Source organism: Anaeromassilibacillus sp. SJQ-5 (assembly GCF_054108045.1).
In genome coordinates this window covers 931,996-946,935 of the sequence record NZ_JBPJWQ010000001.1, presented here as the reverse complement: position 1 = coordinate 946,935, position 14,940 = coordinate 931,996, and the positions used below count along the sequence as shown (strand labels likewise).

Below are 14,940 nucleotides of genomic sequence, written 5' to 3'. Positions count from 1 at the left end.
GCTATACTCTTTCCAAAGCAGCAAGGGCGCTGCAGGTGTGGAACCTGCAGCGCTTTTTTGCAGCCCGCAATTCTACTGTGAGATGGGAGACGGATTTATGAGCGGCGTACCCGAACTGTTCGGCAGCCTGGTATTCAATGACGCGGTGATGAAAGAGCGCTTGCCTAAGGACACCTATAACGCGCTGAAAAAAACCATGAAAGACGGCAAGAGCCTGGACAGGACGGTGGCCAACGTGGTGGCCAACGCCATGAAGGACTGGGCCCTGGAAAAGGGCGCCACCCACTATACGCATTGGTTCCAACCCATGACCGGCGTCACCGCCGAGAAGCATGACAGCTTCATCTCCCCCACCGACGACAGCCATGTCATCATGGAATTCTCCGGCAAGGAGCTGATTGTCGGCGAGCCGGACGCCTCCAGCTTCCCCTCCGGCGGCCTGCGGGCCACCTTCGAGGCCAGGGGCTATACCGCCTGGGACCCCACCTCCTACGCCTTTATCAAGGACGGCACCCTGTGCATCCCCACCGCCTTCTGCTCTTTCGGCGGTCAGGCGCTGGATAAAAAGACCCCCCTCCTCCGCTCTATGGAGGCTATCAACCGGCAGGCCATGCGCATCCTCCGCCTGTTCGGCCACACCGAGGTCACCAATGTCAAGACTACCGTGGGCGCGGAGCAGGAATATTTTCTCATCGACCGCAAGGTGTACGATCAGCGCAAGGATCTGCTCTATACCGGCCGTACCCTGTTCGGTGCCCGTCCCCCCAAGGGGCAGGAGCTGGACGATCACTATTTCGGCACCTTCCGCCCCCGTGTTGCCGCTTTCATGAAGGAGCTGGACGAGGAGCTGTGGAAGCTGGGCATCCTGGCCAAAACCAAGCACAACGAGGTGGCCCCGGCCCAGCATGAGCTGGCCCCCGTTTTCTGCACCACCAACATCGCCGCCGACCAGAACCAGCTGACCATGGAGATCATGAAGAAGGTGGCCGATCGCCACGGCATGTACTGCCTGCTGCATGAGAAGCCCTTCGCCGGCGTCAACGGCAGCGGCAAGCACAACAACTGGTCCATGTCCACCAACACCGGCCTGAATCTCCTGGAGCCGGGCCAGTCTCCTCACGAGAACGCCCAGTTCCTGCTGTTCCTCTGCGCCGTCATCAAGGCCGTGGACGAGTATCAGGATATGCTGCGCATCTCGGTGGCCAGCGCTGGCAACGATCACCGCCTGGGCGCCGCCGAGGCGCCGCCCGCCGTGGTCTCCATGTTCTTGGGCGACGAGCTGACCGACGTGCTGGAGGCCATCGAAAACGACGCCGATTACGACGGCCCGGAACGGGTGGAGATGAAAATCGGGGTGCACACCATGCCCCGCATCCCCAAGGACAGCACCGACCGGAACCGCACCTCCCCCTTCGCCTTCACCGGCAATAAATTCGAATTCCGGATGCTGGGATCCGCCCAGTCCATTTCCGGCCCCAACGTCATTTTGAACACCGCCGTGGCCGAGGAGCTGTGCCAATTTGCCGACATGCTGGAGGTGGCCGACGATTTCAACGCCGCCCTGACCCGCCTGATTAAAACCACCGTCCAGGATCACAAACGGATCATCTTCAACGGCAACGGCTATAACGACGAATGGCTGGCCGAGGCGGAGAAGCGCGGGCTGTATAACTTTAAGACCACCCCCGACTGCGTTCCCCACTATCTGGATCGTAAAAACGTCGGCCTGTTCACCAAGCACCGGGTGTTCACAGAAACTGAGATGCACGCCCGGTACGAAATTCATCTGGAAAACTACTGCAAGGTGCTGAATATCGAGGCGCTGACCATGCTGGACATGGTGAATAAGGAGATCCTCCCCGCCGTCACCGGCTACATCAAGGAACTGTGCGACGCCGCCCTGACGAAGCGGTCGCTGGACGCGGGCATCAGCAGCGAGGTGGAAACTTCCCTGGCCGCCCGCCTGTCCGCCCTGTCCGCCAGCCTGTATAAGAAGACCGGCGACTTGAACGCGGCCCTCATGGGGGTCAAGGAGCATCCGGATATGGAGGACTGTGCCATGTATTATAAAGATCGGGTGCTCGTGGCCATGCAGGAGACCCGCGCCGTGGCCGACGAGCTGGAAACTCTGACCGCCAAGAAATGCTGGCCCTTCCCCACCTACGGCGACATCCTTTTCAGCGTTTGAAAAAAAGCGATTGCGTCTCAAAAAATGAGACGCAATCGCTTTTTCTTCGAAGCACCGATCGGTTCCGTACGAAAAAATGCGCAAATGGAAGCCACAAACCAAGGGCAAACTCGCCCGGAAAGGACAGAAAAATGGAAGAAAACGCATCGATAAAGGCGTTGCGGGAAGCAATAGACCGCAGCCGGTATATGGTCTTCTTCGGCGGCGCCGGTGTCTCGACCGAGAGCGGCATTCCCGACTTCCGCACCCCCTCCGGCCTCTACAATCAGCCTGGCGCCTACCCGCCCGAGACGATTCTGAGCCACAGCTTTTTTGAAAAGCATCCCGAAATCTTCTTCGATTTTTACCGCAAGAAGATGATCCATCCCACCGCCAAACCAAACGCCGCCCACCAAAAGCTCGCCCAATTAGAAGCCAAAGGGAAGCTAAAAGCGATCATAACCCAAAACATAGACGGCCTCCACGCCCCCGCCCAAGAAGTCCTAGAACTGCACGGCTCTGTCCATCGCAATCACTGCGTACGCTGCGGCAGGGCGTATGCCTTGGCGGATATATTGGCAAGCGAAGGGGTTCCCCGCTGCTCCTGCGGGGGGATTATCAAGCCGGATGTGGTGCTGTATGAGGAACCGCTGGACGAGGCGGTGCTGGACAGGGCCGTGTGCCATATCCGGCAGGCGGATCTGCTTCTCATCGGGGGGACCTCACTGAATGTCTACCCCGCCGCCGGGCTTATCCGATATTTTCAGGGGCGGGATCTGGTCATTATCAACCGGGAGCCCACCCCGGCCGATCGGCGGGCGTCCCTGGTGATACAGGGCTCCATCGGCGAGATATTCGCCACGCTATAGCCTTTGCCCCAGGACTTCCACGGTAGGGCCGACCGGGAATCAGGCGGCGACCATCGGTAAACCCCTCTTCCCGGCCGGTCAGGGCCTCTATCAGCCGGGCGCGCAGTTTCTCCACCCGTTCCCGGCAGGGAATGTCGTCCACGGCGTTGTGCCGTTCCTGCGGATCGGCCTGAAGGTCAAAATACTGCTCCTTTCCTGTCTGGCTGAACCAGATGTATTTATCCCGGGCAGTGACAATCCAATGAGTGGAATCCGGGCCAGCGGTGTGCTCCCCATGAAGGAAGGCGCGGCCCTTACCAGGCTGGAGCAGGCTTTCGCCGTCCAGGGAAGAGGGAATCGGGACGCCCGCGGCGTCCAGCAGGGTGGGCATGATATCCCGGAGTTCAGCCAAGCGATCGCTGACCCGCCCCCCCGGGCCGATCACCGCCTCCGGCCCCCAGAGCAGCAGAGGAATATGCGCGCTGCCCTCATAGGGGCGGGATTTGCGGCACAGGCCATGATCGGACAGCAGCTCCCCATGATCGGAGGTAAACACCACGACGGTGTTGTCGTAGAGCTCCTCATCCATCAACCCCTGTAAAAACCGGCCGATCTGGTGATCCACGTGGGTGATGCAGGCATAATAGCCGGCCTGCTGCTGCCGGATAAGCTCCGGATCTAGGGGGCCGGTGGTGTTGCAAAACACCCGTCCCTCCCGCCGCAGGCGCTCCAAGTCGTCCCAGTCCCCGGAAAAAGGGGGGGCTAGCGCCTTGTTCGTATACATGTCGTAATAGCAGGCGGGCGGATCATAGGGGGCATGGGGGCGGACATAGGACAGCATCAGGAAAAAGGGCTGATCCCTGTCCCGGCGGCGAAGAAAATCCAGCGCTCGGCCAGTTGCCCAATTGGTGGGATGCAGATGCTCGTCGTACATCCAGGGACGGGTGACCCAGGAATTGCATTCCAAGCCGGTATCGGTAATATCACAGGCGATGCCCTTCTCATTTTTCAGCCAATAGAGATAATCGTCCGCTACCATTTGATGCTCATGATGCGGGATATTGGGCTTGCGGTGGGCGTGCAAGTAGCCGTCGTGCAGGTCGATGTGGTGAAAACCCATAGAACGGCGAAGGGGATAGACATGCATCTTCCCCGCGCACGCGGTGGCATAGCCCGCTTTCGCCAGTTCGCCGGCCATGGTCACCGGGTAATCCCACGGCACCCCGTCCCGATACCCTACCCGGCCGTGATGCTCTTGAGACAGGCCGGTGTGGAGAGCCGCCCTGGCGGCAATGCAGCTCGGGCAAGTGCTATAGGCGCGGGAGAACCGAATTCCCTGGGCGGCCAGCGTGTCCAAAAAAGGGGTCTTGACATCGGGATGGCCCGCCGCCCCCAGGCAGTCCCCCCGCATTTCGTCGGTCATAATCAAAACCAAATTCGGACGTTTTGCGTTTGCAGGCATACAAGTTCGCATCCTTTCGCAGAGAATCGAATGTTACCGCCATCCAGGCTAAGGTATACGAGAAACCCCCCGCCGCGAAAAGCGGCGGGGGGTTCTGGATATACCCTGAGAACTGAATAAAGAGGGGAGCAAGAAAGGGAGGGGAGGGGCATCAACCACAACCACTCCAAGAAACCCAAGAACAATTCCGCTCTTGGTGCATAGGTCAAGCCCTCGGTCTATTAGTACTGCCAAGCTAAAAACATCGCTGCTCTTACACATGCAGCCTATCTACCAGGTAGTCTTCCTGGGACCTTACCTGATTACTCAGTGGGATATCTTATCTTAGGGTCGGCTTCACGCTTAGATGCTTTCAGCGTTTATCCGCACCGTACTTAGCTGCCCAGCTGTGCCACTGGCGTGACAACTGGTGCACCAGAGGTACGTCCATCCCGGTCCTCTCGTACTAAGGACAGAGCCCTTCAAATATCCTGCGCCCGCGACAGATAGGGACCGAACTGTCTCACGACGTTCTGAACCCAGCTCGCGTACCACTTTAATCGGCGAACAGCCGAACCCTTGGGACCTACTACAGCCCCAGGATGTGATGAGCCGACATCGAGGTGCCAAACCTCCCCGTCGATGTGGACTCTTGGGGGAGATCAGCCTGTTATCCCCAGGGTAGCTTTTATCCGTTGAGCGACGGCAATTCCACTCTCATACCGCCGGATCACTAACTCCAACTTTCGTTACTGCTCGACCCGTCGGTCTCGCAGTTAGGCTCGCTTATGCGTTTACACTCTAAGGCACGGTTTCCGTCCGTGCTGAGCGAACCTTTGAGCGCCTCCGTTACTCTTTTGGAGGCGACCGCCCCAGTCAAACTGCCCGCCTAACAATGTCCCCCGGCCAGATTCATGGCCGCAGGTTAGAATTCCAATACTTTAAGAGCGGTATCCCAAGGTTGACTCCACAAAGGCTGGCGCCTCTGCTTCCTAGTCTCCCGCCTATCCTGTACATAAAATATCGAAACCCAATATTAAGCTGCAGTGAAGCTCCATGGGGTCTTTCCGTCTTGTCGCGGGTAACCGGCATCTTCACCGGTACTACAATTTCGCCGGGCGGGTAGTTGAGACAGTGCCCAGATCATTACACCATTCGTGCGGGTCGGAACTTACCCGACAAGGAATTTCGCTACCTTAGGACCGTTATAGTTACGGCCGCCGTTCACTGGGGCTTCGATTCGGAGCTTGCACCCCTCCTCTTAACCTTCCAGCACTGGGCAGGTGTCAGCCCCTATACTTCATCTTTCGATTTTGCAGAGACCTGTGTTTTTGCTAAACAGTTGCCTGGGCCTATTCACTGCGGCTCTGTTTCCAGAGCACCCCTTTTCCCGAAGTTACGGGGTCAATTTGCCGAGTTCCTTAACTACCCTTCTCCCGTTGGCCTTAGAATCCTCTTCCTGTCTACCTGTGTCGGTTTGCGGTACGGGCATCCTCGATATACACAAGGCTTTTCTCGCCTTCGTCCACGCATGCTTCCCTACTTGAATTTCAGTCCCTTTCGCCCGGGGCTACCATCGCCCGGGTCATGCGCTTTCAAAGTGTCCCCTTGCTTAAATCTTCGGACGGCTACGGAATATCAACCGTATGTGCATCGACTACGCCTTTCGGCCTCGCCTTAGCTCCCGGCTATCTTGAAGCGGACGAACCTTCCTTCAAAAACCTTAGACTTTCGGCCATTATGATTCTCACATAATTCTCGCTACTCATTCCGGCATTCTCACTCGTATGAAGTCCACCAGCGCTTCCGCTCTGACTTCACCCCTCATACGACGCTCTCCTACCATTCCGTATGCTGAACAACCACACACACGCTTTAGCTGAACGAATTTCGCGCCGGCTTCGCCGTCGCTATATTTCCTTCCGCTTTACCTGTATGCATTGTTCAGCATACGGAATCCCAAGCTTCGGTACATGGTTTAGCCCCGTTAAATTTTCGGCGCAGGGTCACTCGACCAGTGAGCTATTACGCACTCTTTTAATGAGTGGCTGCTTCTAAGCCAACATCCTGGTTGTCTGTGCAACCCCACATCCTTTTCCACTTAACCATGTTTAGGGACCTTAGCTGTGGGTCTGGGCTCTTTCCCTTTCGACAATGAGACTTATCTCACACTGTCTGACTCCCGGTTATGATTATCTGGCATTCTGAGTTTGATAGGGTTCAGTAACCTCTCGGCCCCTAGCCCATTCAGTGCTTTACCTCCAGTAATCTCAAACCGAGGCTAGCCCTAAAGCTATTTCGGAGAGAACCAGCTATCTCCGAGTTCGATTGGAATTTCTCCGCTACCCACATCTCATCCGCTACCATTTCAACGGGAGTCGGTTCGGTCCTCCATGGCGTTTTACCGCCACTTCAACCTGGACATGGGTAGGTCACACGGTTTCGGGTCGAATACAACTGACTTCATACGCCCTATTCAGACTTGCTTTCGCTGCGGCTCCGGGCCTGAAGCCCTTAACCTTGCCAGTTACATTCACTCGCCGGACCATTCTACAATAGGTACCCGATCACCCCTTGACGGGCTCTCGGTGCTTGTAAGCACAAGGTTTCAGGTTCTATTTCACTCCCCTCCCGGGGTTCTTTTCACCTTTCCCTCACGGTACTCTTCGCTATCGGTCACTGGGTAGTATTTAGGCTTGGAGGGTGGTCCCCCCATCTTCCCACCGGGTTTCACGTGTCCGGCGGTACTCTGGATCCAGCTAGCGGATTTCGCTTTTCGCCTACGAGACTCTCACTCCCTATGGTGCGTCTTCCCATACGCTTCGGCTAAACTACATCCTGCATATCGCTGTCCGAACCCCGGAGGTATTGCTACCTCCGGTTTGGCCTCTTCCCCTTTCGCTCGCCACTACTCAGGGAATCTCTGTTGATGTCTTTTCCTCGCCCTACTTAGATGTTTCAGTTCAGGCGGTTCCCCCCATACACCTATGGATTCAGTGTATGGTGACCGGGCTTATCCGGCCGGGTTTCCCCATTCGGGCATCCACGGGTCAGGCGCCTGCTTTCGGCTAACCGTGGCTTTTCGTAGATCGCTACGCCCTTCATCGGCTCCCAGTGCCAAGGCATCCCCCTTGCGCTCTTTCTAGCTTGACCAAACGAAACTTTGCTTCGCACGGCTTCGTTTCCGATTCCCTGCTTCGCTCTGTTTTCGCATTGCTCCAATCATGCTCGAATCATTCTTGGGTTCTTCTTGGCAAAATCATAGTCTGCCATTTGCTTTCGCAAACAGCTTACCCATAATTCTACTTCACTTTGCTTTCTTGCTTTTCTTTATTCAGTTCTCAAGGTACACCGGACAAATTGGGCTTCGCACAATTTGTCCTGGAAATACGCTCCGCGTATTTCTCGGCTAGTTTGTGCTTCGCTCAATCGCGTCCTTTTTGGTTTTTCAGCTTTCTCCGTTCCGCGAGGTATTGACTTTTCAGTCCCTTCCCTCTTGGTTCGCGAATTGCCGCGGCGCCAGCCGCTGGTGGGCTCAAGATGGCCATGTCCATTTGAGCCTCTCAGCTCTCCTGTCCTTTGCCGCTCTTGCGCTTCCCTTTCTTTGTGCCACTTTCGTGGCGTGGTGGGCTCAAATGGACTCGAACCATCGACCTCACGCTTATCAGGCGTGCGCTCTAACCACCTGAGCTATGAGCCCATATCCGTGGCCGTTTCAAGTTGCCATTCCCGGCCTACCTGTTGCTGCGCGGTGCTCTTCGCTTCGCGAGTACCAACTTGCCGTTCATACTCTCTTCAGCGCGTCTTGCCTCCAGCGCAGCTGGTGGTGGAGATGAACAGAATCGAACTGTCGACCCCCTGCTTGCAAGGCAGGTGCTCTCCCAGCTGAGCTACACCCCCATATCCTACAGGTTTGCCTCTCTCGGTTGAGCCTTCCAGCTTCCACCTTCTGAAGATTCCTGGACAGAACAAAACGGCCTAAGCCGTTCCGCCCCATCTTGGAGACCCTCAAAATTAAACAACGTATTCGGTCTGTCCCTATCCTACCCTTGCGGTTTCCGCTTGCGCTTCTTCCGCCTGACCTTGGATTCCGAAGAAGTCTTGCTTCTTCTTCTCTCCATAGAAAGGAGGTGATCCAGCCGCACCTTCCGATACGGCTACCTTGTTACGACTTCACCCCAGTCGCCAATCCTACCTTCGGCAGCGCCCTCCTTGCGGTTGGACTACTGACTTCGGGTATTACCGGCTCCCATGGTGTGACGGGCGGTGTGTACAAGGCCCGGGAACGTATTCACCGCGGCATGCTGATCCGCGATTACTAGCAATTCCGACTTCATATAGGCGAGTTGCAGCCTACAATCTGAACTGGGACCATTTTTGGGGTTTTGCTCCACCTCGCGGTCTTGCTTCCCTCTGTTAATGGCCATTGTAGTACGTGTGTAGCCCAGGTCATAAGGGGCATGATGATTTGACGTCGTCCCCACCTTCCTCCGTTTTGTCAACGGCAGTCTCATTAGAGTGCTCTCGCGTAGCAACTAATGACAAGGGTTGCGCTCGTTGCGGGACTTAACCCAACATCTCACGACACGAGCTGACGACAACCATGCACCACCTGTCTCAACTTTCCCCGAAGGGCACCTAACGCATCTCTGCCTCGTTAGTTGGATGTCAAGACCTGGTAAGGTTCTTCGCGTTGCTTCGAATTAAACCACATACTCCACTGCTTGTGCGGGCCCCCGTCAATTCCTTTGAGTTTCAGCCTTGCGGCCGTACTCCCCAGGTGGATTGCTTATTGTGTTTACTCCGGCACGGAAGGGGTCAGTCCCCCCACACCTAGCAATCATCGTTTACGGCATGGACTACCAGGGTATCTAATCCTGTTTGCTCCCCATGCTTTCGTGCCTCAGCGTCAGTTAAAGCCCAGCAGGCCGCCTTCGCCACTGGTGTTCCTCCTAATATCTACGCATTTCACCGCTACACTAGGAATTCCGCCTGCCTCTACTTCACTCAAGAACGACAGTTTCAAATGCAGCCCCGGGGTTAAGCCCCGGTATTTCACATCTGACTTGCCATCCCGCCTACGCACCCTTTACACCCAGTAAATCCGGACAACGCTCGCTCCCTACGTATTACCGCGGCTGCTGGCACGTAGTTAGCCGGAGCTTACTCTCCAGGTACCGTCATTATCGTCCCTGGCTACTTAGGTTTACAATCCGAAGACCTTCTTCCCTCACGCGGCATTGCTGCATCAGGGTTTCCCCCATTGTGCAATATCCCCCACTGCTGCCTCCCGTAGGAGTCTGGGCCGTGTCTCAGTCCCAATGCGGCCGATCAACCTCTCAGTTCGGCTACCGATCGTCGCCATGGTGAGCCTTTACCCCACCATCTAGCTAATCGGACGCGAGCCCATCCTTCAGCGAATAAATCCTTTGACAACAAAGTCATGCGGCTTCGTTGTGTTATGCGGTATTAGCGTCCGTTTCCAGACGTTATTCCCCACTGAAGGGCAGGTTGCTCACGCGTTACTCGCCCGTCCGCCACTAAGATACAAAAGCAAGCTCTCGTATCCCCGTTCGACTTGCATGTGTTAGGCATGCCGCCAGCGTTCGTCCTGAGCCAGGATCAAACTCTCTAAATATGGTATATATCCGCCGAAACGGTCTATATCGTCTTTAGAGCTTCTAGCTCATTCGCAGCCTCTCTGCTGCCCGCACCGGTTTAGGCCCGGTGTGCCTTTAATTAACGGGTAGTTTTGGTTCTTTCCGTTTACGTTGTTTAATTTTCAAGGTCCCCACCTCTCAGAGAGAGGTACTTGTTAGTATACCACAGCGAAACCGCCGTGTCAACAAGTTTTTTTCGCCGCTTTTCGACGGCTCATCTATAATAGCACAGAGTATTCATTCTGTCAACACTTTTCTGCAAATATTTTCACGTTTTTTCCGTCGGCGCCCAACAATATATAAGGACATAAAGAGAACAGCTGGCAGAGGCCCCTTGAAGAGCGGCGGCGACTTTGGTATACTAGGTAAAGGTTATTTATTCCCCAAGAGAAGGAGCGGTATCCATGCCAATCAGAATCCCCGATCATCTGCCGGCCGCCAAAATCCTGGAATCGGAAAACATCTTCGTCATGACCGAAAACCGCGCCATGCACCAGGATATCCGTCCGCTCCAGATTCTCATCCTTAATCTCATGCCCACCAAAATCGAAACCGAGACCCAGCTGCTGCGGCTGCTGGGCAACACGCCGCTGCAGGTGGACATCGACTTGATGCAGACGGCCACCCACATATCCAAAAACACCGCGCCGGAGCATCTGCTGGAGTTTTACCAGACCTTCGACCAGGTGAGGGACAACAAATACGACGGCATGATCATCACCGGCGCGCCGGTGGAGACCTTGGATTTCACGGCGGTGGATTACTGGGAAGAGCTGTGCGCCATCATGCGCTGGTCGCTGACCCATGTATATTCCACCCTGCACATTTGCTGGGGGGCCCAGGCGGGGCTGTTCTACCATCACCATGTGCCCAAGTACGCGCTGAGCGAAAAGCTGTCGGGGATATTCAAACACCGGCCGCTGGACATGAACCATCCGCTGCTGCGGGGGTTCGACGAGATGTTCTACATGCCCCATTCGCGGTACACCGAGGTGCACCAGGATGATATCGATCACAACGCGAATTTGCAGGTGCTGGCCCTGTCGGAAACGGCAGGGGTCGGCATTGCGGCCACCCGGGACGCGCGGCAGGTCTTCATTACCGGACACTGCGAGTACGATCGATACACCCTGGCGGGAGAATACGATCGGGACTGCAAGCGAGGCATCTCGCCGCGGGTTCCCCAGAATTATTTCCCGGGGGATAATCCGCGGGCGGTGCCCCCCATGCTGTGGCGGGGACACGCCAACCTTCTGTTCTCCAACTGGCTGAACTATTTTGTCTACCAACAGACGCCCTACGACCTGACGAGGTTGGATTAGGCAGCTATGCCGCCTTCCAGTTCAGCCCAAGCCTCCTGCTCGGTATCGGCGGAAAACAGAAAGCGTCCCACCCAGTCATAAACCTCGATGTGTCCGCCGACGTTTTTCATAATAACATCCATGGGGGATTCCTCCTTCTGTTTCACCAAGAATCGCAGCCTATGCTCTCAGTATAGGAGAAGGAGTGTCCCATAAACGGGACTTAAGAAAGCGTCGTCAGGCCTGTGCGGCCGGACGACGCTTTTTTATTCTGCGACAGGCAGGCGCAGGATAGTCCGCAGGCGGGAGGGATCCGTCCGCCGGGGATCGCTGAGATAGATCTCATGGTGGCGGCGCTCCCGACCGGTGCAATCGACCAGGCCTTGCTCGGCCATGAAGCGATGCAGATCGGCTATGGTCGCCGGCTCGTCCGCATAGGGGCCGATGTGCATCCGCTGAACGCAGAGGCCCTCCTCCAGGACAGAAAACTGGGCGGCGGAAACATCCACTTCCGGCTTTTTCCGGCGGCATTCTTCTACTGCCCAATCAAAGACGGCGGGGGTGACAAAATCCGGCTGCCGTATGAGGGCTGTCCATTCCCAATCCTCCCGGCGGCTGGCCGCGATATCGGCACCCTCGAACCACCAAAGTCCCTCCAGCGGGGGCACCACATAGTCGAAGTACCCGGCCGGCGCGTTCCCGCCGAGGCGGCTCATTTTAATAGTAAAAGTCAGCGCATACAGAGTCTGCACGGCAGCCTGGTAGGCGGGACTGTCAGGAGCGCCCCGGCCGTCCACCATCAAAAAGGGCATGGACGGTACCAGCACCCGTTCCGGTTTCCGGCCGGGGGCGTAGAAGCGGGGGTAGGCTTTTTTATAATCCAGTTTCTCGGTCACAGGATCTCCCTCATTTCAGGGCAATATAGATGTGGATTTCCGCGTGCTGCATATCGCCGCCGGGCTGGTATTCCTCAAAATCCGCCGTGAAGGCGCGCGGCAGATCCATGGCCCACAGCTTTTCCCAGAAAGCGGCCACGTCCTTTTGCACATCGCCGTGTACGACAAATTTGGCATACCGGCCGGCGGGGATGACGGCCTGGACGACCCCGGCGGGAAGCGCCTCTCCGGGAACCGCCTCGCAGCCGACGACCACGTCATAAGAGTCGCCGGCATAGCCGGTGTACAGCCCGATGCTTTTGCCGTTGACCTTGCCGGGAATGGCCTCGTAAAGACCGGCGTACAGCCGCTCCCACAAGTCACCGATTATCTCCCCCATATGGGGATCGGTGTTAGAGGAGCGTGCTTGCAGGCCGACGATGGTTTTGGCGTTCAGCTGGACAACTTCATAGGTCATGGAAACTTCCTTCTTTCCGGACAACGTGCAAGGCGCGGCTTGTCCTGTGTGATGCTTCCAGTATACCTAGGATAACCAGACAATTACGTGTCATATTCTGCATACAACCGGAGAACATCTCGGGCTTTTTCTTTCAGGATGCGGCGGATATGCGGCGGAGAAAGCACCTCCACCTCCCCGCCGAAGGAAAGGAGGAAGCCATAGACCCAGGCATCCTCCGGATACCAAACGGACACGGACAGAGAACCGTCCTGTTCCCGCCGGATATCCTCCCGGCGGAAGCTGTCGAACACCCGGTAGGCCGCCGTGGGGGCGAAGCGCAGGGACAGGGCGGTAACGGCGGCGGGCGGCGCGGCGGCTTCCAGCGGCGGCGGGCCGTCGGGGCGGGGCGGAAAGGATTCCTCCAGCCGCTCGGCGCGGCCGATGCGGGAGAGCCGGAAGGTGCGCCAGGCCTGGCGGGTACGGCAATAGGCTTGCAGGTACCAGCGTCCGCCCTTGAAGTGCAGGCGGACGGGTTCAATTACCCGTTCGCTCTGTTCGCCAGCGGCGTTATAATAGGTCAGGTGAACGAGGCGGGCGGTCAGAATGGCGGCCTTCAGGATGTCGAAAGCTTCCTTCTCCGCTGGATCGCGGCCCCAGGAGGAAAAATCCACCTCGATCCATGAGGCTTCCGCCTTATGGAACAGGCGGGCGAGCTTATCGGTGACGGCGGGGTCCTCGCCGCCGGTGGCGGCCAGGCTTTTCAGGCCCAGCAGAATAGCCTCCTGCTCGTTTTCGTTCAGGAGGGATTTATCCAGGACGTAATCAGGCAGCAGACGGATGCCGCCGCCCTTGCCCTTGGCGGCATAGACGGGGATGCCCGCGCCGCTGAGGACATCCACATCCCGATAGATGGTGCGTTCGCTGACTTCGAAGCGTTCCGCAAGCTGCCGGGCTGTGATATTGGGGGTATCCAGCAGCAGATAAACGATTTCAAAAAGGCGGTGGATTTGCATGGCGCAGGCTCCTTTCTCCACAGGCGGGTTCCGGCTGCGGTGTTATCAGTATACCATAGCATCGATTGACAAGGGGAAACGCGGTTTTTCGGCGTGAAAAGGGGTGCTGGCGGCGTTGTCCTCGTTGCCGGGCGCCAGCCCGGCGGCCTCGTCCGCCTTGCCATCTTCTCTTTTTCACTGCCGAAAAACTCCGAAGGACCTGCCGTCGGAGCAAAAAGGCGGCCAGCAAGGCCACAGGCTGCGGGCGGGCTGACGCCCGCCAAAGCCGAGAACGCCGCAGGCCACCTTTTTGGCCGACGGCAGGCGTGTTCGCCCTTGTCAATCGATGCTATTGAGAAAAAAGAAAAAACACTTGACTCTCCCGGTACGTCATAGCGTATACTCGTCCTTGGATGGGACCCCGTCCGATACCAGACAGAAAGGAGAATCCCTTTGAAAACCGTCAAGCAGGTGGCCACGCTGACCGGCGTGAGCGTGCGCACCCTGCATTATTACGACGAGCTGGGCCTGCTGACGCCCAGCGAGGTGACCGCGGCCGGATACCGGCTGTACGGCGACGACAAGCTGGAGCGGCTGCAGCAGATTCTGTTCTTCCGGGAGCTGGATTTCCCGCTGCGGGAGATCACGCGGATACTGGACAGCCCGGATTTTTCCCGGCAAGAGGCGCTTCGCCAGCAGAAACGGCTGCTGACGCTCAAGCGGGACCGGCTGGAGGGGCTGCTCCGGCTGCTGGACGATTTGACAAACGAGAAAGAAGGCACGCACATGGCATTTGAGGCATTTGACACGGCGGCCATCGACGCCTACGCCGCGGAGGCGAAAGAGCGATGGGGCGGCGGCGAGGCTTACCGTCAGAGCGCGAAGCGCACGGCAGCGTACACCGCGGAGGACTGGAACGCCGTTCAGGAGGAAATGAGGGCGCAGTTTGCCCGGTTCGCCGCGCTGCGGGGCGGAGATCCCGCGGGCGAGGAGGCCCAGGCGGCGTGCGAAGCGCTCAGGCGGTTCATCAGCTGCCGGTTCTACGATTGCACCAAGGAGATCCTCGCGGGCTTGGGCGCGATGTATATCGAGGACGAACGGTTCCGAGAGAGCATTGACCGCTGCGGCGAGGGAACCGCCCGGTTCGCCGGGGAGGCCATCGCGATTTACTGCGCGACATGAAAAAAGCCGGCCGC

At 57.3% G+C, this 14,940-nt stretch carries 9 protein-coding genes, 2 tRNA genes and 2 rRNA genes; 4 read left to right on the top strand and 9 right to left on the bottom strand.

Annotation, left to right across the window (positions count from 1 at the left end; genetic code table 11):
• Window positions 1-97 precede the first annotated feature (97 nt).
• Both ACSAMM_RS03870 and ACSAMM_RS03865 read left to right on the top strand, forming a co-directional pair.
• Window positions 98-2,188 carry a glutamine synthetase III family protein gene (locus tag ACSAMM_RS03870; RefSeq protein WP_457789892.1) on the top strand — a complete coding sequence of 697 codons (2,091 nt, stop codon included), beginning with the start codon at window positions 98-100 and terminating at the stop codon, window positions 2,186-2,188.
• A gap of 131 nt (window positions 2,189-2,319) precedes the next feature.
• Window positions 2,320-3,036 (top strand): NAD-dependent protein deacylase, encoded by a 717-nt coding sequence (locus ACSAMM_RS03865; protein ID WP_457789890.1) that lies wholly within the window; start codon window positions 2,320-2,322, stop codon window positions 3,034-3,036.
• Here the strand turns inward: ACSAMM_RS03865 and ACSAMM_RS03860 are convergent.
• The 5 genes from ACSAMM_RS03860 to ACSAMM_RS03840 form a co-directional block, all read right to left on the bottom strand.
• Window positions 2,954-4,477, bottom strand: coding sequence for an arylsulfatase (locus ACSAMM_RS03860; protein WP_457789888.1), 1,524 nt, complete (start codon window positions 4,475-4,477; stop codon window positions 2,954-2,956). The genes ACSAMM_RS03865 and ACSAMM_RS03860 overlap by 83 nt on opposite strands.
• 201 nt (window positions 4,478-4,678) lie before the next feature.
• Window positions 4,679-7,609 (bottom strand): 23S ribosomal RNA (locus ACSAMM_RS03855).
• A 470-nt stretch (window positions 7,610-8,079) separates the two neighbouring features.
• A tRNA-Ile gene (locus ACSAMM_RS03850) sits at window positions 8,080-8,156 on the bottom strand.
• A gap of 124 nt (window positions 8,157-8,280) precedes the next feature.
• Window positions 8,281-8,356 (bottom strand) — tRNA-Ala (locus tag ACSAMM_RS03845).
• A 223-nt stretch (window positions 8,357-8,579) separates the two neighbouring features.
• Window positions 8,580-10,094 (bottom strand): 16S ribosomal RNA (locus ACSAMM_RS03840).
• Together the 16S and 23S rRNA genes with 2 tRNA genes alongside form the textbook arrangement of a ribosomal RNA operon.
• A gap of 426 nt (window positions 10,095-10,520) precedes the next feature.
• On the opposite strand from ACSAMM_RS03840, the gene metA reads away from it, so the two are divergent.
• Entirely contained in the window at window positions 10,521-11,438 is a 918-nt protein-coding gene (gene metA / locus ACSAMM_RS03835) for a homoserine O-acetyltransferase MetA (protein WP_457789886.1), read from the top strand.
• Here metA and ACSAMM_RS03830 read toward each other — a convergent pair.
• From ACSAMM_RS03830 to ACSAMM_RS03815, 4 genes are all read right to left on the bottom strand, one after another.
• Complete coding sequence (locus tag ACSAMM_RS03830) at window positions 11,435-11,560, bottom strand: hypothetical protein (RefSeq protein ID WP_457789884.1); 126 nt, start codon at window positions 11,558-11,560, stop codon at window positions 11,435-11,437. The two genes, metA and ACSAMM_RS03830, sit on opposite strands and share 4 nt — an antisense overlap.
• 123 nt (window positions 11,561-11,683) lie before the next feature.
• A complete protein-coding gene (locus ACSAMM_RS03825) occupies window positions 11,684-12,313 on the bottom strand; it encodes a GyrI-like domain-containing protein (protein ID WP_457789882.1) in 630 nt (209 codons plus the stop codon).
• Window positions 12,314-12,323: 10 nt separating this feature from the next.
• Window positions 12,324-12,770, bottom strand: coding sequence for a GyrI-like domain-containing protein (locus ACSAMM_RS03820; RefSeq protein ID WP_457789880.1), 447 nt, complete (start codon window positions 12,768-12,770; stop codon window positions 12,324-12,326).
• A gap of 83 nt (window positions 12,771-12,853) precedes the next feature.
• On the bottom strand, window positions 12,854-13,765 hold the full coding sequence (locus ACSAMM_RS03815; protein WP_178724609.1) for a WYL domain-containing protein: 912 nt from the start codon (window positions 13,763-13,765) through the stop codon (window positions 12,854-12,856).
• A 432-nt stretch (window positions 13,766-14,197) separates the two neighbouring features.
• On the opposite strand from ACSAMM_RS03815, the gene ACSAMM_RS03810 reads away from it, so the two are divergent.
• Window positions 14,198-14,926, top strand: coding sequence for a MerR family transcriptional regulator (locus ACSAMM_RS03810; protein ID WP_457789878.1), 729 nt, complete (start codon window positions 14,198-14,200; stop codon window positions 14,924-14,926).
• Window positions 14,927-14,940: the final 14 nt, after the last annotated feature.

Coding starts and splice junctions, on each gene's coding strand:
- ACSAMM_RS03865 (WP_457789890.1), top strand. CDS start 2,320: ATGGAAGAAAACGCATCGATAAAGGCGTTGCGGGAAGCAATAGACCGC.
- metA (WP_457789886.1), top strand. CDS start 10,521: ATGCCAATCAGAATCCCCGATCATCTGCCGGCCGCCAAAATCCTGGAA.
- ACSAMM_RS03815 (WP_178724609.1), bottom strand. CDS start 13,765: ATGCAAATCCACCGCCTTTTTGAAATCGTTTATCTGCTGCTGGATACC.
- ACSAMM_RS03860 (WP_457789888.1), bottom strand. CDS start 4,477: ATGCCTGCAAACGCAAAACGTCCGAATTTGGTTTTGATTATGACCGAC.
- ACSAMM_RS03820 (WP_457789880.1), bottom strand. CDS start 12,770: ATGACCTATGAAGTTGTCCAGCTGAACGCCAAAACCATCGTCGGCCTG.
- ACSAMM_RS03870 (WP_457789892.1), top strand. CDS start 98: ATGAGCGGCGTACCCGAACTGTTCGGCAGCCTGGTATTCAATGACGCG.
- ACSAMM_RS03830 (WP_457789884.1), bottom strand. CDS start 11,560: ATGGATGTTATTATGAAAAACGTCGGCGGACACATCGAGGTTTATGAC.